Here is a 17,228-nt window from a genome sequence, read left to right on the forward strand (position 1 = left end):
GTGAAGCGTCAAAAATCTCAAAGTAATTTCGCTAAAGACAGGCTAGAGGATGTAGAAACCTCTAGCTCAAGCGAAGCTAGCTAGAGGTAGTTCATTTAACCTTCATATATAGTAAATTCGACACCAGAAACTGTATATTTAACTTCTGTAAATTGGCTGACATCCAAAAAGTCTTTCAAAGTGTTACTCAGATAAAACTTGCCAAACTGACCTTTATCTTGAGCCATTTTGGAAGCAACATTCACTGGATTACCAGCGATGTCTCTACCACCGAGTGCTAAATCAAAAATTAAAACTGGGCCGGCATCAATACCAATACGAGTAGCAATACCTTTGGCTGCAAATTCTTGGCGTAATGCTTGGACAAAGTTGAGCGCCACGGTAGCCTCATCAAAAGTATAAATTCCGATAGTACCTACTACTTTGATTTCTGTACCTTGATTTTGCTCTAAAAGACGCAATCCTACATCTTTAATAACAGCAGAAAGCGACAGATTAGTAAATAAAGCAGTTTCATGAGCTTCTGTTTCTTGACTTTCCCGCTCAATTAGAACAACAACTTTATTTTGCAAGTACTTATCAGCTAACTGTTTACCAAAGTTGCTATCAGTCAGTCGGCTTTCATAAGCTACCAAGTCAGCATAAAAAGTTTCAGAATAGGGAATAGGATATTGGGTATTTAAAGGCGGCACATCTGGTAAACTCGGTCCATCTACCACACGGAAAATATTACCTATCTCTGTTGCTAATTCGCTTCTTTGAGTCATAGTGAAATTGTGGTTAGCTGGCAACAGGTCATAAAAGGCTTGGCTAATAACTATCTCACCACCTTCGGTTTCATTTTCAGCAACCTCTTCGATGGCATCTGCTTCTAATCCATACAATCCACCGTTAATGTAGTAAAACTCGCCATAGTGTGCGCCCAATCCAATTTTAATTTGGCAACGTTTACTAATTTCCTGTTGAACTGTTAGCAGTGAAGACAAAATAGTTTCTGGACTAATGGATGCCGGATAAAACATTTGAGTATTGTCAGCAGCCCAAATACCAACTCCTTTGCCACCAATGGTAGTACCAAAGCTGTAGACAATTTCTTTAGGCTGGTTAATGATTGCCAAAATTTCTAGCAAGCCCTTTTGCTTAGTCAACTTAGTCAGTCCAGCAGAGTCAGAAGATACGCTATAACCTGTGACTTTATATGGTTCGAGTAATTTCAAGGCGGCTTCTGGGGTTTGCTCACTCTCCAACCACTCTTTAATTAGTTTCAGTGGTAGTGTCCCAATGATGTCTTGGGTGATATCAAATAAGGCTGGGGAGTATAGATTGGTGGTAAATTTGCTGGTCATATTGTGTGAATTAGACTTTTAACTCAAGTGCTTCAAAATACTTACCTAAACCTATCTAAACGTGTTTAGAGATTTCTTCCCGTGTCCACCAAGGCAGTCGGCTGCTTCTTGTTAACGGGCGTAAATTCCGGTCAAGCCAACCGTATTTTATCAAGAGGGGCATCCCTTAAATTAGTCGCGGCGTTCTCATCGCGGTCTTGAGTATTGCCACAGTTTCCACAGTTATAAACCCTTTCTGATAAAGGCATAGGTTGAATATGCCCACAATTGCAACACATCTTTGATGATGGGAACCATCTATCAACCAACTCAACTTTAGTCCCAAAGAAGGGTTGCTTGTATGTAAGCATTCGCCTAAACTCATAGAATCCGAGATTAGCGATCGCATTTGATAACTTATGATTAGCCATCATCCCGCGCACGTTCAGATCCTCAATGCGAATCCGGTAGTAGTTACGGCTAATATCAGTAGTAGTTTTCTGTAAAAAGTCCTGCCGAATATTTCCGATATGCGCGTGAGTTTTAGCTATCTCACCAAAATACTTCTTAGCCTTACTTGATGCTCTAATGCCCTTGCGACGGTTGCCAAAATGCTTATTACGATTACGCCACTGCTGCTTACTTAACTTGATTTTCGCTATTTTCAACTGCGGTGGTGCTGTAATTGTTTTACTGTCTGACAAGGTAGCAAAGCACTTTATACCCAAGTCAATTCCAACTGACTCTACAGCATGAATTATCGGTGGGATTCTCTCGGCATCCAACATAAACGCAACATACCATTTATCAGCAGTTCTAGAAATTGTAAATGTCTGACTAGAACACAGAAATGGTGCTGGACGTTTTAGGCGAAATTCTCCTAATCCAGGGATGCTGATTTTATTTCCTGGATGCAATACTTGCCTGTTTGTAAATGGCAGAAAAGGTTCACCCTTGACAGGATAAATACCAGCTTTTTTTAAAACGGTAAAACTATCGCCGCGCTTCTTTGATTTGTACCTCGGAAACTCAGAATCACCTTTGCGCCATCTATCAAAAGCTTTCCCTAAGTTACGTAATGCCGACGAATAAGTAGCTGAGGCATACTGCTGCATCCATGAGTAAGCAGGATTGGTTTTTACATAGTTGGTGAATATTTTTTCTATTGCCGAGAGTCGCTTAGAATCGCTTGCTTTTATACCTTCAAAGTCCCAAGACTGGGTAAGCATCGACAGCCCATAGTTGTAAACAAATCTCGCAAACCCCGCGCATCCACTAAGCCGAGTTTTTTCCTTGTTATTCAGTTTTAACTCTAACTTTAGTGAATACATAGTGAGTTGATTCGCTTGCCTACACTATAATTAGTTTAGTCTCCCAAGCTGGATTTAGTCAATGAGAAAAGGTAAAAAAGCCACACGGAATCAACCACTATTCTATGAAGAGTTGAAAAAGAAGCATGGAATATGGCTAACAAATACATCTTGGGAGATTTTAGTTATGCAGGCTGCCATTGAAGAGATAAGTATTAGTGAATTCCTAGAGAGATACGCCAGAAGCTTTATTCGTGAGGAACTATGAGTAAGTTCACGGAAGTTTTTGGCTATTTAATCTAACTCTAAAGAATTTACTGGTTATTATTCTACACTTCTAGTAATGACTGACCGAGATAACCTCCAACAGCTTTGACACCAGGTAAAGCGAAGAAATATCCACCACCAATTGGGCGAATATACTCCTCTAAAGGTTCTCCAATCAAGCGATTTTGCACTGTCACAAAACCCTTTTCTAAATCAGCTTGAAAACAGACAAACAACAAACCCATGTCTAACTGTCCAGCTTTGTCAAACCCGCGTGAATAGTTGAAACCACGCCGCAGAATCAAACTCGACTCTGATTTACGAGGATTAGCAAGGCGGATATGAGCATCTAGGCGGATTTGTTCACCTTTGGGATCTTGAGCATAATTGGGAATATCTTTCTCGTGATTCATCCCCAAAGGTGCGCCAGAGTCCTTACTGCGTCCAATAATTGTCTGTTGTTCCTGTAGTGGTGTACGATCCCAGTGTTCAACTAAGTTGCGGATCACCCGCACAACTTGATAGCTTCCCCCTACTGTCCAAGCCGGTTCATCGTTGTTTGGCTCTACCCAGACAATGCGGTTCATCAACTTTTCATCGCTAGCATCTAGATTTGCTGTGCCATCTTTGAAACCAAGTAGGTTTCGCACTGTGGTTTTTCCCAGCTTTTTATGAGTATTCGGCGGCAGAAAACCTTCTATTTGCCAACGCAGAGTGATCAAATCAGACAGATTCTTGATAATATCCCGTAAAGCGTGGATATTCCCTTCCTCAGTATTGGCACAAAATTGCAGCAGTATATCCCCATGACACAAATCTGGGTCAAGTTGGTCATTGGGAAAACCTGGCATGGTATTTAACCGTTTCGGTTTCAATTTGCCAAGTCCAAAACGGTTATCGAAGAGCGAGTCACCTACTGCTAGGGTGATGCTGAGGTTATCGGGAACCACTACAGGCCCAAGAATTCCCGAATCACTGGGTGGAAATTTGGAGTCGCGTGATTTGGGTGTTCCCCCTGCCATGAGAAACTGAATGCGATCGCTCAAGGTTTGAAACAACCGCACTAAATCGGCTTTGGTTTTAGCAGTTGTGTCAAATGCCACCATTAGCGCTGAAGCTTGGGCCGGGGTAATAATACCTGCTTGGTGAATACCAAAAAATGGCACAGTCTCTTCAGATGGGTCTTCGGTAGTTTCCGAAGCAGCGTGATAACCCAAACTGGTCAAAGCTGCTACTCCACCTGCTGCTGCCATCCCTATGAGCAAGTCACGACGCCTGATGCGGGGAGTAATGCGTAAACTTGGTTGCTCTGAACTAGACATAGTTTACTCCTCTAGAATGATTCAAAAATTTAGTTAACGCCTAGAGTGCCACGCAGCTGAGACAAATCTTCAGCAAGGGCAGCGATCGCTGTTTTCATCTCTTTCTTGTCTGTTTCACTCACCTTGTCGTAGTTAACAAAACCACCATCAGGGGTTTTGTATTTAGCAAGTCCTTGGTCAACTTTGGTGAAATTTGCATCCACACGCGCCAGTAGTTCTGGGTTGGCTTTTTGGATGGCGGGGCGCAATAACTCCACAATCTTGTGGGAACCATCGACATTGGCGCTGAAGTCCCAGAGGTCAGTACGGCTGTAACGGTCTTCTTCTCCAGAAATCTTGGTTTTACCCACTTCTTCAATCAAGTCAGCAGCACCGCCAACCATGTTTTTCGGTTCAATGGTCAAGGTGGCAATGCGCTTTTGTAAATCTAGTGCATCTTTCTGTAGCTTTTCGGCATAGGGTTTCATGCCTTTTGTCGTTTTGTCCTGGAATAAAGCTTTCTCTAGGCGATGGTATCCGGTGAATTGTGGATCGGCCTCTTTTTTGGCAAAGTCATCAGCACGGGAATCCATGCTTTTGTCGAGGTCGGAGAACAATTCAGCGATCGGTTCTGTGCGTTCATAGTGAAGATGGGCAGATGCATAACTTTTCTGAGCCTTGGGAAGGTCGCCAGCAACCACGGCATCTGTCAATATCTTGGTCTTAGTAACCAGTTGGTCAATTTCTTTGATGATGTAGACTTTATATTCTGCGATCGCACCGACTAATTGACCTTGATTTACAGTCCCCTTCGCTTGAGAATCTCCTCCAGCCTTGACTGTGAGTTTGCCTTTGGGATTGCTGCGTAAACCGCAAGCCATGTCATAGTCACCCGGTTCTAGGTTGGTTTTGAGTTTTTGAACGAAACCAGGAGCAATATTTTCCTTTTCCTCAACGACTTTCACCCCAGACAATATCTCCCACTCCACAGGTTTGCTGCTTTTGTTGGTCAACACAAAGCTGTTTTGCCCAGATGCTACTGTCAGCTGATTGGGTTCGCAACCTGTATCTGTCACAGCCAAAGCAGTTTCCACAGAATTGCTGCTAGAAGTATCGCTGGCTACTTTCGCCTCTGGAGTATTATTCGCGGAAGTATCGCTTGATTTGTTGGATTCACAGGCGGCTACTGTCAAGGCAATTAGACAGATAATTGTTGAATACTTTAAAACATTTTTCATTGTTGTCTTTTCCTAAAAGTTATTGAAGTAGCTAAGAATGCCTTGCTGTAGTCTTCTGTCCAGCATTCTCCCCTAAGAAGAACAGCGACATGGTAGGAATTAGATAGCCAAGATAGGCGATCGCCTCGCTAACTGTGGGGGCATCGTTATAGCCAAAAAATCCTGCCAAAAGTGAACCGAGAAACCCGTTATTGGGAAGTACCCCGCTAGCATCGAATACCACTGTTTGTAGTAAATTCCACACTCCGGCTTCATGAAAAGCTCTCACCCCACTTCCTAAGAGTCCAGCCGCAACCAGGATAATGAAGGCTCCTGTCCATTTAAAAAATCGCCTCAAGTTGATGCGGATACCACCCTGATAGATGCCTACACCAACGGCTAGTGCGGCTGCATATCCAAACAATGCCCCCACGGGAGCTTGGATTCCCAAATTTTGCTGAAACGTGGCCAGCAGAAACACTACTGTTTCCAGACCTTCCCGCAGGACTGCAAAGAATGACATCCACACCAGTGCTGTACCCCATTTATCTCCCGACTGAATGGCAGTTTCAATCTGAGACTGTAACTCGCCTTTCATCGAACGAGCCGCACGGCGCATCCAGAAAACCATCCAGGTGAGAACCCCAACTGCGACGATGGAAATTACCGCTTCAAATAGTTCCTGTTGTTTCTGCGGAAACTCCTGACTGGTTATTTGCAAAATAATCCCAGCTGCTAGACAAATAAAAGTCGCTAGGGCGATGCCAATCCAAACTGACTTCATCAAATGGGTACGTCCAGTTTGCTTGAGATAACTGGCAATTATCCCCACGACAAGTGCAGCTTCAACGCCCTCTCGGAACATGATCAAGAAGGGAAAAAGCATGGATAACCTTATTAACTATAATTACTATCAAATCATCATGAGAATAATAGCTTACTTGAGAAGATTTGTATATAAGCGCGAGTTCAAAAATCTCTAAAATTCTAGAAGCATAAATTTTCGGATAAAGGACTGCAACAGGTTAAGGCAAGAGACGCGATAAATCGCCGTCTTTACAATAATCAGTCCTTTGTAGAGACGGCGATTTATCGCGTCTTTGCTTTGCGATTAGCGGCGTGTCATCAAAAAACCTTATCCGAACCGTATTGCGACTTCTCTAAGAAGTCGGGGATCTGAGTCTTGTGATTTGAACGAATTACAGCAGTTTTCATGTATTTGAACCACATCTGTCGTAGGGGCAATTCATGAATTGCCCCTACCGCGTGGTATATTTACCTGAAAATCGCTGTAAAATAACGTAAGTTCGACAAGTCTTATTTGACCTCTCCCCCAGCCCCTCTCCGTGTCGGAGAGGGGAGCAAAAAGCTGAATTTTTCGTTGCTCTTTCCGTTTCGGAGAGGGAGGCTGGGAGGGAGAGATTCATCGAACTCACGTTAAAATAATTGATACGTACTTCTACTTGTACTCTTGCAAAGCCCCTAACTTCCGAATTCCCGGCCAAATCATGGCTGTAGCAATCACTACTACAATTGTGCCAATTCCACCACCCACAACTGAAATCACGGGGCCAAATAAAGCCGCAGTCAAGCCTGATTCAAAGCCCCCCAATTCATTGGAGGCACTAATAAACACGCTATTAATAGCAGCAACCCGACCACGCAAATGATCCGGTGTTCTGATTTGAACTAATGTATGGCGAATCACAACGCTAATACTATCTAATGCGCCACCAAGGATTAGCATCAACATAGATAGCCAAAAGGAACGAGAAAGTCCAAAGATAATTGTGACAACCCCAAAGCCAACTACTGACCACAATAAGGCCGGGCCGGCTTTGCGTAATGGTGGTAAATACGCCAGGGTAATGGCCATAGTTAAAGCACCGATGGAGTTGGCTGCTTGTAGATATCCCAACTCCACTGGCCCCACGTGTAAAATATCTTTGGCAAAGATGGGTAGCAAGGCGATCGCACCACCCAACAAAACAGCAAACATATCCAAGGTAATCGCGGCTAAAATTAACTGATTCTGCCAAACAAATTTAGCACCAGCCGACAGTGCTTTAAATGAGATTGGCTCGGTTGCGCGGATAGCTTTTTGCTCTTTAATCGCCAGTGTTAAAATAAAACACAGCAACGCCGCGATCGCAGCTACTACATATACGCCTGTAGCATTTCCGAACAGCGCAATCCCGAATCCTCCGAAGGCTGGACCAATGACTGCGGCTAACTGAAAGCTACTACTATTCCAGGTGGCTGCATTGGTAAACGCACTGACAGGTATCAACTGCCACATCAGAGCATCACTGGCAGGTCTGAGGAAAGCCCTAGCGACTCCTGTTAATAGCAAGCAGGCGTAAATTAGAAAAATTGCACCCTTAGTATAGGAAAGCACTGCCAAAGCCAGGGAGCAGAGAGCCAGCAACATCACCGACAGTAAGATGATGAGTTTGCGATCGCGGCGATCGGCAACATGGCCGACAATTAAGGTGAGAGCAATCATCGGCAAGACTTGCGCCAGCCCTACACCACCTAAAGCGATCGCTGAGTTAGTCCGCTCATAGAGTTCCCAGCCGATGGCTACAGTTTGCATTTGCGATCCCACGAACAGCACTAGCCGTCCAATGGTAAATAGCCGATAGTCTCGAAACTTAAAGGCTGCAAAGGGATCGTGCTGTGCAACCTCAGAGTTAGGGGGATTTGAGTTCTGTTTGCTCGAAGACATTTTTTAGTAGAGTTAAGCCTTCTTCAATGTTGGAAATTTGGTCTTCTGTCAGACCTTTCAGCAAGTCGGTAATATGAGCGCGAGTTTGATCTTGGGATTGCTTGAGATGATGTTTTCCATCTTCAGTTAAATTCAGCAGCACCCGCCGCCGCTCTTTCGGATGAGCAATCCGTTGCACGAAGTCGCGTTGTACCAGGCGTTCTATAGTTGCTGATGCTGTGGCTGAGGTGACACCTAAATGCTCTGCCAACTCACATAATGAAGTTCCAGGATTACGGTTGATAAATGCTAGCGATCGCAATTGAGGTATAGATAAAAAGGCGGCACTATGGGCACGCATATCCGCTCGGATAAACCGCATCATTAATGGAACTGTTTCCATTACCCTAGCGGCACATTCTTCGGAAGTTGCAGGTTTATCCAAGGTCATGGGCTTGTTGTTCTCCTGATTACATGGCCACCCGTGGATAAAGTTTTCCACCAATGATGGCCAAAATTATTAATGTCAATAAGAGAATTGTACAATCCAGACCAAAGCCATAGATGCTAGTGCCATTCAGCAGCATACTGCCGCGTAAGCCGTCAACCTCATAAGTCAAGGGATTTAAATGGGAAACGAACTTTAACCAACTGGGCATCAGCGAGATCGGATAAATGGCATTACTAGCAAAAAATAACGGCATAGTTAACAATTGTCCAATACCCGTCATCCTTTCTCGGCTTTTCACCAAGCAGCCAATAATCAAGGAAAAAATGCAAAATGTTCCCGCCCCCAGTATGACTATCACTAGTACTTGGAGAATAGCTAAAGGATGAAGATTGAGTTTGACACCTAATAAAAATGTCAATGCGTAGATGAATACTACTTGAGATAAGCACCGCACCCCACAGGCTAGAGCTTTACCCAAAACCATCGCCTCACGGGGTGTTGGACTAGCGAGAAATTTATGTACAATCCCTAAATCTCGCTCCCAAATTAGGGTCATCCCACCAGAGAAAATTGCCACAAATAGAATACTCTGAGCCAAAATGCCAGCAGAAATGAAGTCTAAATAGGGTAAGTTTCCCGTAGGAATCGCGTGAGTTCGGGAGAAAACTTGCCCAAAGATCAGGAGCCATAATGCTGGTTGCACAGATCGAACTACTAAATCAGTGGGATCGTGGCGGAGTTTACGCACTTCCAATTCTGCGATCGCCAGGGTTTTTATAACTAGCTCTTTAATTGCAGAGATGATATTTTCTCGGTGAATAGCTGGGGTTTTAACCCAACCGTTGAGCAGTACGTCTGGTTCTTGCTGTGTCACGGTAGTTGACTCCTGATGTTAACTGGTTGCCTGTATAGTGAATAAAGACATCATCTAAAGTTGCGTTCGGCTTATCTAAAGAGGCTTTTAAGTCGCTTGGTGCGCCTGTAATTACCACTTCACCTTGCTGCATAATCGCCACGCGGTTACACAAGATGTCTGCTTCTTCTAAAAAGTGGGTTGTTAAAAATATAGTTGTGCCGTAGTCAGCACAGAGTTGTTCTACAAGCTGCCATACTTGAGTTCGAGCGATGGGATCTAATCCGACAGTCGGCTCATCAAGAAACAGAATTTGGGGTTGATGTAAAACTGATATGCCAATTTCCAGCTTGCGGATCATCCCACCAGAGTAGTTTCGTACCAAGCGTTTCGCCGCATCTTCCAAACCCATGTATTCTAAAATTTCATAGATGCGGCGATCGCGTCCTTTGGCAGGTATTCCATACAGTTTGGCAAAAATTAACAGATTTTCGTAACCGGTGAGACTACCATCAGCAGAGAGCGCCTGGGGTACATAGCCGATCGCCCGTCTCACAGGATTAGATTGACGAGTCACGTCATAGCCAGCCAGAGTTGCTTTCCCTGCACTGGGAGGCAGTAATGTTGTCAACATCTTAATAACTGTACTTTTCCCTGCTCCATTGGGGCCAAGCAGTCCAAATACTTCACCCTGTTCCACAGATATGCTCAGGTTATTAACAGCCGTTAACTTCCCAAAACGGCGTGTGAGTCCCTGAGTTTCCAAAATCAACGGTTTTGGCTCTTCTTGAGGTTCTGACCGATTTATTTTTCCCGTCAGTATTGTCACAAGTTTGATGCACTTTTATTAATTAGTTTAGCTAACTATTAGTCTCTCAATATATTTGCCTGAAGTCAATAGACTTGTTACAAAAATCTGAATCAGAGTAAAATGAAACTCAGTAGAGTGGCGGCGAGGTTATCGATGGGTGAAGTATGACTGACAAATTAAGCGCAAAGACTTGCTAAGATAGCCAATAGGTGAGGAAATGTTCAGAATGCCTACTGCTGCCCAGCTAGAGAGTCTATACCGCATCGCCTATCAACTGACTTATGTTATGCTTCAGCCGATACATCTTGTTTGTGTTGATAATCGCACTCGCAATCTGTATTTATTAGCTGGTTATAGCGAAGAACTAGAGTTTCAAATTCTACCCAACGGGGAGTTTGCTGATGAGCCGCGTTAACTATGATGCAATGTCTAATGCCGAGTTGAGAGAGTATTTTCTCAAACATCGTAAAGATGAAGCTGCATTTCAGGCGTACTTAAACAGAATTAACCAACGTCCACTCAGAATTATTGCATCTCTCAACGACCCTGATTTTGATGAAAAGGTTCAGGTAGCTATTCGTCAAAAGTTAGAAGCTGCAAGAAATGTTAGCAACCAGCCATCTAACACAGCATTGGAGCCGCAAGATCAAGATTGATCACAGTCTACCCATCGCCCGCAAGTTCTTTATATCTTGTTCAAAATCCTCGACCCCGTAATGCACTGAAATTTGACGACTTGCGAGTAGATGCTGAAATGCTATACGATTCATCCCTGCAAGCCGGCTGGCTTGAGCAAGGGTTAACTTTTCTTTTTGAAAGAGCATCACCGCAATTTCCTGCTTCATTTCGCCTTCAGTCATCCGAGTTGCGGTTAATACTTCATTAGGAATGACGACGCTCATAATTATAATCCTCTTTATCACTACTATTCTAAGCAGCTTGGCGATCGCCAATTCATAATCAGGTCAATTTGCAGTCAGTATTTAAACCATCACCAGTGTAATGGAAAAATAAGGTTTACAATATTCTCTAATGAGAGAAAAAAGAGCGTTAGGAGAAATTGATTTATGAGTTTGAAATATATTGCCAGTAAAGCCGTTGAAGAAAGTGCAGAAATTGCTATAGAAAAAACTTTAGGCATTAAAAATAAAGACCTAAAAACGGTACGAGCGATTGCAGAGACTGGCGCTGCTGCTGGTGCTGCTGTTAGTGCTGCTACAGGGTTATCTGTTGCAGCAACTTCAGGAGCGGGAATTACTTCGGGTCTGGCTGCGGCAGGTGGTGTAGTTGGTGGTGGCATGGCCGCTGCTCCTGGGGTATTGGCAGCAGGCCCAGCTTATGCTGGCGCAAAAATAATGAATGAAACTTTGTTCAAAGACCAACTGGATTTGTCTCAGGAAGAACGTCAAGCTCGTGCAGCTGCAAGAACAGCTACAAATATTGGGGCTGCTGCTGGTGTGGCTGGTGCTGGTGCTGTAACAGTAGCTGCTGGTGCTTCTGGTGCTGCAATTATGACTACCCTTGCAGGTATAGGTGGTGTTGTTGGGGGAGGTGCAATTGCTGGTACTGCCATAGTTGCTGCTGCACCTGTTGCTGCTGCGGCAGCTATTGGATACGGGATATACAAACTTTTCGGGGGAGGTAAATAGCGTTAGACGATGTTTGAAAAGTTGAATAAAATTCAATAAATACTCCCTTGCTAAGAAATGCATACCGCTATGAGGGAGACAAAGCACAAGCCGCCTCTTAATTTCTTTAAAGTGTTGTAACTATTTGTACGATCTATGCAATTATCAATTAAGTCTGCTCTATCATGGCTGGAAAAACTGCTGCCTTTGAATTTTCAAGCAATTCTGTTAGTTTGTCTATTGACATGGACTCCTTTACTTGCAATCACTACTTTGCAGGTTCAGCACTCTTGCAACCCTATGATTCATTGGTCTGGTGAATTTCCAGCAGAATGCAAACAAATAGCAACTGAATCAAAATCTTCCATTAATCAGCAAAACAAGACTACTAAAGTTAAACCGGACAGTAAACCTAAAAGTGAAGTCTACAAGCCTCTAAATATAATTACGGAACATAAAAGCAGTCCCGAATGGGAAGAAGAAAGAGCAATTTTGGAAGCTATAAAAGAACAACCTGATATTACTGGTGGTGCAATTGGTATAGCTGTTGCAACAGGTGTTGCTTTAATTGGAACCGCTCCAGCACTTATTGTTGTTGGCTCTGGATTTCTAATTTGGCTAGCTATTAGAACAGCTTTGTCAATTGATTCAATTGAATTATCTAATTTCAAATAGTCAGACACTTCTTTTAGGAATAGCTCAAAATGCAATCTCCATCTCAAGATAATAATTATTCAGGCAATAGCGCACAACAATCATCAAATTCTTCTATCGATACAACAAGCTCTAATAATCAACTTGGTAATAATGCAGGAATACGAGTATGAGCTTGATTGAAATCCGCAATGTTTCTAAAACCTTTCGGAAAGGCTTTAATGAATACCCGATTATTCAAAACATGGATTTTTTTGTTGAAAAAGGAGAATTTGTAGTATTGCTAGGAAACAATGGTGCAGGCAAAAGTACATTACTTAATTTGATTTTAGGGCTTGTCCAGCCCAGTGAAGGAGAAGTAAAACTTATGGGTCTTTCTCCTCAACAATCTTCTGCAAAAAAAGCTGTAGGTGCCGTTTTACAAGAAACAACAGTTCCTAAAAATTTGAAAGTTAAAGAACTTGTGCAGCTTGTACGAAGTTACTATCCTCAGTCATACACAGTTCAAGATATTTTGAAAAGGGTCGGTCTTGAAGATAAATCTGAAGCATGGGTTAGTGAGTTAGCCGGTGGGGAAAAACAACGTTTGTATTTTGCTCTTGCTTTAGTGGGTAATCCAGAACTGCTTATACTTGATGAACCTACAAAAGATTTTGATAAGAAAGGTCGTGAAATGTTTTGGCAAGAAATAAGATTTTGCCAAAAGCAGGGAATCACAATTTTAATGGTGATACACCCTGAACAACCTGAGTTAGATAAACTTAGCCCACTTGCCACTCGTTATGTCACTCTCCATGAACTTTCTGAAGCACCACCAGAAGGTCAACTTAGTGAAGATACGAGTCAAGAGATAATTCAAATTGATAATCAAAAAGTTTCACAAGGTATACCTGTAATTCAACCACAAGGTGCTGCATTTATCTTTTTGCAGCAAATGCGGGTAGAAATAATTCAGCTATTTCGTACACCTCTCTTTTTATTAGGTATTATCCTGTTTGCGTGTTTCAGCAGTGTTCTTCCATTTCATGGTGAATTAGCAAAACAAGCACTAACATCATTTAGTGTATTAATTTTATTGACGATTGCCATTGATAGGTTAGGTAAGAGAGTCTCAGTTGAACGCGCTGAAGGTTGGTTAAAATTGCTCCGTATAACTCCATTACCACCAGTTATCTATATCGCTGCAAAAGTTGTAACAACTCTGATATTATGCGCCATAATTATTACCTTAATTATGATATTAGGGATTTGGCGCTTAAAAATAGATATTAATCCTGAACAACTATTGCTTCTTGTCTTCAGCTTAGTGTTGGGAGTTATACCTTTTGCTGTTTTTGGTCTAGCACTAAGTTATTTAACAGAACCTAAAAGTTATGACTCTATTGCTGGATTATCTATTCCACTTGGGTTAGCAAGTTGTGGTGCTTTACCTCTAACTAATCCACGTTATTTACAGGATTTAGTTGCTTTCTCCCCTTTTTACCACTATAGAGAACTAACCCTATGGGCAGCAGGTCTAAATTATGACAAACACCTGTTATTACATTTACTATGGCTATTGTGGGCTGGAGGTATGTTTGGATTGATAGCTGTATGGGCGTATAAACGCGATTCGGTAATTCAATAGCCTTTTCTCGTCTATATAGAACATAATGCGATCGCCTATTGTAGTGATGAGTGCGATCGCATTCCAATTTGATGTGTTTTTGGTTAACTTCGACTAGACGATTTACAGTGTAGACGTAGGTTGGGTGGAGCGGAGCGCAACCCAACACATACCAGGATGTTGGCTTTGGCAAAGCCTCCACCCAACCTACAATTATTTTGTAACATTTTAGCCTTGACACGCCACTACAGTACCTAATTTTGTTCAAAAATCAAATAGTAATCCTATAGCAAACTCAAAATCTTTGATGCACTGCTAGACGGCAATCATTGAGAAGTATGTCAAGTTCTTTTACAACTGTCAAGGGATTTCTAACTCTAAATACAGCAGCGATACCTTCGGTAGGCTTCGCTAACGCAGCTTCATAAGGATTTCTACCTGTTTTTTTGACAGCATTTATTGCAGCTTGCTTTGATAATCCTCGGACACTAACTAGCCAAGCCGCTAACACATGTCCAGTACGTCCAATTCCACCAGCGCAGTGTACAACAACTTTCTCATTTTGTTTATCGGCTTCTATTAAGAAAGGAAGTATTTTTTGTGTGAGAGTTTCTAAATTAGATAAATGGAAATCTGCAATTGGTGCCCAACAAACTAGCTGATTCCCAAATTCTTGTTTGTATATATTTAGAAGATCAGAGTAAGAAGCTAGCTGTTGTTCAGGAAGAAGACAGCAAACACGCTTGATATTTTGGCGCTTCATGAATTCTATCCAATCCTGAACATTGTTGTCAGTGTATCCAGGCCGCGCAGCACCAAAGACTATTTGCTCTTTCTCCCAAGCTGGGGCAAACTTGTACATATTTATCTGTCTAGAGTCGGGGTTGGTAAATCTCATCAATGGCAGAAAATGGCGATCGCAGTCTAAGAGGATGTTTGAAAAGTTTTTTTTATACGCCTAACCCTTGGAGATCCCCCTAAATCCACGCCACGTGCTTCTCCCAAGGGGAGACGCTGCGCGAACAAGTCGGGGAACCGCAAGGGCGCAGTGGCTCCCCTTAAAAAGGGGGACTTTGATTCCGGTTCCCCCCTTTTTAAGGGCAGGGCTGTTTCATTCGTTCAGATCAGAATTTTGTCAAGAGTATCAACCAGAAAATTTAGTGAGTTGGTAATCGAAAAATTACTGTTTCAATCGGTAAATTTAAGTGCGATCGCCTGGTTTTTGACCCAATTAGAGTGTTTAAAAACCTGATTTTTTTGACTGATACGCTTGTAAATTAAGGTCTTTTAGGGAATGAATCAGCCCTGCTTTTTAAGGGGGGTTAGTGGGGATCAATGAGTGCCTAAAATCACACCTAACTACTTTTAAAACAACCTCTAAAAATCCACTTACACCCTGTGCTAACTAAAGTAACTATATCAAAGACTTAGGATAATACCTACGTATACCCTAATATCCTGCTGTAGGCTGATACTGCACTGTATCCAACCTGGAAGAGAATAAAATAAATCGAATGGTAATAATAAAGTTTTTCAATAAATTTTATATTTTTGTGAATTGCATTGCTGGCTATATTACCTCTAATGCTTATATTTAGGGCTTTTGCCCCTTACCTAGCAAACTCAGTTGTTACCTTGACTAATCAATGAGGTTAAGAGAGACTAACTAAATACTGATGTATATGCTTATAATATTAATAAGTTTTGTAAAGATTCTGAGATATATATGTTGGAATATGAAACATTAGTTAGCAAATAGCAAGTTTGTATCTAAGTAAAAATGTTCCTAAGGCTATATTTTTAGCCGTCTGCGAAGGCAGTACAATTTAAGTTTACTTATCCTGGTTGGCCAACAACATGGAGACATTAGAGTTCATAATCTATCCAGACGGTCGGGTACAAGAGAAAGTCACTGGCATTGTGGGTAATTCTTGCGCTGAGGTTACAGCAGCAATAGAAGCGCAGCTGGGACAAGTACTTAATCATGAGCCAACCTCAGAATATTTCGCCGCTCAGGTGCAGCAATCAAATGTGGCGAATACACACACCACTTACAGCGATTGGTAAGTTTTCACAGTAGTTTAGTGTTATTAATTCACAACCACCATGTCACACTTTAGCCAAATTAAGACTCAAATCCGTAACCTTGATTCTTTGAAAGAAGCTTTGACTGAATTGGGCGTAGACTGGAAACCCGGCCCGCGTGAAGTCCGTGGCTATCGCGGTCAAACCCATCCTGCGGAAGTTAGTATTGAGCAGGAAAATGGCTATGACATCGGCTTTAGATGGAATGGCAAGGAATATGAACTGGTGGCTGACTTGCAATATTGGCAACAAGACCTGTCTGTAGACGGATTTTTGCGCCAGGTAACACAGCGTTATGCTTATCAAACAGTTGTGAAAGAAACCGCTCGTGTTGGCTTTCAAGTTTCTGAACAACAAAAAAATGAAGATGGTTCAATTCGCCTAGTAGTACAGCGCTGGAGTGCGTAATGGCTGATTTTCTGCCGTCGCCGGAAGAACAAGAAGATAACCGTTCCGGTTTGGAACCAGAGTTAGGGGGTTTTTTACGGGATGCCCCAGAACGTTCTGGTTTAGAACCGGAATTGGGTGGTGTGTTGCGGCAAAATGGTGTTTACGTTGACGAAATCACCTGTATCGGTTGCAAGCATTGCGCTCATGTTGCGCGTAACACCTTTTACATTGAACCAGATTATGGGCGATCGCGGGTGGTTCGGCAAGATGGGGACGGTGAGGAAATTATCCAAGAAGCAATTGACACTTGTCCAGTTGATTGCATTCATTGGGTTAATTACACTGAACTGAAAAAGTTAGAAGAAGAACGCAAATACCAGGTAATTCCTGTAGTGGGTTATCCGGTAGAACAGGCAGTTGCGGCTGGGGAACATCGGCGTAAAAAGCAAAAATTAAAGACTAAAAAATCCCGTTATTAAGATAAAAAAGTTAAATCAATATAATAAAGGACTGGTATATCCAGTCCTTTTGTTTTCGTCATTGTCTAGATCACGTCAAGTTTTATATTGCTGAAACAGCTTTTTTGTAAAGCCTGTTCATCCAAAATTGGTATATAGCGGTTC

19 protein-coding genes are annotated in these 17,228 nt (G+C 42.4%); 8 read left to right on the forward strand and 11 right to left on the reverse strand.

Features of this window, described 5'->3' with window-relative positions; genetic code table 11:
* Positions 1-95: 95 nt before the first annotated feature.
* The 9 genes from V7K97_RS11045 to V7K97_RS11085 all read right to left on the reverse strand — a co-directional run bounded on the left by V7K97_RS11045 (position 96) and on the right by V7K97_RS11085 (position 10,260).
* Positions 96-1,346 carry an adenylate/guanylate cyclase domain-containing protein gene (locus V7K97_RS11045; protein ID WP_334800959.1) on the reverse strand — a complete coding sequence of 417 codons (1,251 nt, stop codon included), beginning with the start codon at positions 1,344-1,346 and terminating at the stop codon, positions 96-98.
* A gap of 131 nt (positions 1,347-1,477) precedes the next feature.
* Positions 1,478-2,656, reverse strand: a complete 1,179-nt coding sequence (locus V7K97_RS11050) for an RNA-guided endonuclease InsQ/TnpB family protein (protein ID WP_334800960.1) — start codon at positions 2,654-2,656, stop codon at positions 1,478-1,480.
* A 308-nt stretch (positions 2,657-2,964) separates the two neighbouring features.
* Positions 2,965-4,224, reverse strand: coding sequence for an iron uptake transporter deferrochelatase/peroxidase subunit (efeB, locus tag V7K97_RS11055; RefSeq protein ID WP_334800961.1), 1,260 nt, complete (start codon positions 4,222-4,224; stop codon positions 2,965-2,967).
* A gap of 29 nt (positions 4,225-4,253) precedes the next feature.
* Entirely contained in the window at positions 4,254-5,441 is a 1,188-nt protein-coding gene (gene efeO / locus V7K97_RS11060; protein WP_334800962.1) for an iron uptake system protein EfeO, read from the reverse strand.
* 31 nt (positions 5,442-5,472) lie between these two features.
* Positions 5,473-6,306 carry an iron uptake transporter permease EfeU gene (efeU, locus tag V7K97_RS11065; protein ID WP_334800963.1) on the reverse strand — a complete coding sequence of 278 codons (834 nt, stop codon included), beginning with the start codon at positions 6,304-6,306 and terminating at the stop codon, positions 5,473-5,475.
* 573 nt (positions 6,307-6,879) lie between these two features.
* A complete protein-coding gene (locus V7K97_RS11070) occupies positions 6,880-8,148 on the reverse strand; it encodes an MFS transporter (protein WP_334800964.1) in 1,269 nt (422 codons plus the stop codon).
* Complete coding sequence (locus tag V7K97_RS11075; RefSeq protein ID WP_334800965.1) at positions 8,114-8,578, reverse strand: MarR family winged helix-turn-helix transcriptional regulator; 465 nt, start codon at positions 8,576-8,578, stop codon at positions 8,114-8,116. The genes V7K97_RS11070 and V7K97_RS11075 overlap by 35 nt, the downstream gene beginning before the upstream one ends.
* A 19-nt stretch (positions 8,579-8,597) precedes the next feature.
* Positions 8,598-9,452: an ABC transporter permease gene (locus V7K97_RS11080; RefSeq protein WP_334800966.1), complete on the reverse strand. Its 855-nt coding sequence runs from the start codon at positions 9,450-9,452 to the stop codon at positions 8,598-8,600.
* Entirely contained in the window at positions 9,409-10,260 is an 852-nt protein-coding gene (locus tag V7K97_RS11085; RefSeq protein WP_334800967.1) for an ABC transporter ATP-binding protein, read from the reverse strand. The genes V7K97_RS11080 and V7K97_RS11085 overlap by 44 nt, the downstream gene beginning before the upstream one ends.
* Positions 10,261-10,468: 208 nt before the next feature.
* On the opposite strand from V7K97_RS11085, the gene V7K97_RS11090 reads away from it, so the two are divergent.
* Positions 10,469-10,657, forward strand: coding sequence for a DUF6888 family protein (locus tag V7K97_RS11090; protein ID WP_334776064.1), 189 nt, complete (start codon positions 10,469-10,471; stop codon positions 10,655-10,657).
* Positions 10,644-10,898 (forward strand): DUF6887 family protein, encoded by a 255-nt coding sequence (locus V7K97_RS11095; protein WP_334776063.1) that lies wholly within the window; start codon positions 10,644-10,646, stop codon positions 10,896-10,898. The genes V7K97_RS11090 and V7K97_RS11095 overlap by 14 nt, the downstream gene beginning before the upstream one ends.
* Here V7K97_RS11095 and V7K97_RS11100 read toward each other — a convergent pair whose 3' ends face one another.
* Positions 10,899-11,144, reverse strand: coding sequence for a UPF0175 family protein (locus V7K97_RS11100; RefSeq protein WP_334800968.1), 246 nt, complete (start codon positions 11,142-11,144; stop codon positions 10,899-10,901).
* Positions 11,145-11,309: 165 nt separating this feature from the next.
* Between V7K97_RS11100 and V7K97_RS11105 the strand changes: the two genes are divergently transcribed.
* The 3 genes from V7K97_RS11105 to V7K97_RS11115 all read left to right on the forward strand — a co-directional run bounded on the left by V7K97_RS11105 (position 11,310) and on the right by V7K97_RS11115 (position 14,151).
* On the forward strand, positions 11,310-11,891 hold the full coding sequence (locus V7K97_RS11105; RefSeq protein ID WP_334800969.1) for a hypothetical protein: 582 nt from the start codon (positions 11,310-11,312) through the stop codon (positions 11,889-11,891).
* A 135-nt stretch (positions 11,892-12,026) separates the two neighbouring features.
* Positions 12,027-12,545: a hypothetical protein gene (locus V7K97_RS11110; protein WP_334800970.1), complete on the forward strand. Its 519-nt coding sequence runs from the start codon at positions 12,027-12,029 to the stop codon at positions 12,543-12,545.
* Between the two features lie 148 nt (positions 12,546-12,693).
* The gene (locus V7K97_RS11115) at positions 12,694-14,151 is read left to right on the forward strand and encodes an ABC transporter ATP-binding protein/permease (RefSeq protein ID WP_334800971.1); all 1,458 of its coding nucleotides are present in this window, start codon (positions 12,694-12,696) and stop codon (positions 14,149-14,151) included.
* Between the two features lie 274 nt (positions 14,152-14,425).
* Here the strand turns inward: V7K97_RS11115 and V7K97_RS11120 are convergent, their stop codons facing one another.
* Positions 14,426-14,992: a protein-tyrosine phosphatase family protein gene (locus tag V7K97_RS11120; protein WP_334800972.1), complete on the reverse strand. Its 567-nt coding sequence runs from the start codon at positions 14,990-14,992 to the stop codon at positions 14,426-14,428.
* Positions 14,993-15,987: 995 nt separating this feature from the next.
* On the opposite strand from V7K97_RS11120, the gene V7K97_RS11125 reads away from it, so the two are divergent.
* From V7K97_RS11125 to V7K97_RS11135, 3 genes are read left to right on the forward strand one after another with little or no spacing between them, the layout of a single operon-like run.
* Positions 15,988-16,197, forward strand: a complete 210-nt coding sequence (locus tag V7K97_RS11125; protein WP_190938822.1) for a DUF2997 domain-containing protein — start codon at positions 15,988-15,990, stop codon at positions 16,195-16,197.
* Positions 16,198-16,236: 39 nt separating this feature from the next.
* On the forward strand, positions 16,237-16,623 hold the full coding sequence (locus tag V7K97_RS11130; RefSeq protein ID WP_334800973.1) for a DUF1257 domain-containing protein: 387 nt from the start codon (positions 16,237-16,239) through the stop codon (positions 16,621-16,623).
* The gene (locus tag V7K97_RS11135; RefSeq protein WP_334800974.1) at positions 16,623-17,084 is read left to right on the forward strand and encodes a ferredoxin; all 462 of its coding nucleotides are present in this window, start codon (positions 16,623-16,625) and stop codon (positions 17,082-17,084) included. The genes V7K97_RS11130 and V7K97_RS11135 overlap by 1 nt, the downstream gene beginning before the upstream one ends.
* Positions 17,085-17,228: the final 144 nt, after the last annotated feature.

This window comes from Nostoc sp. (genome assembly GCF_036917815.1).
Classification (GTDB): Bacteria; Cyanobacteriota; Cyanobacteriia; order Cyanobacteriales; family Nostocaceae; genus Nostoc.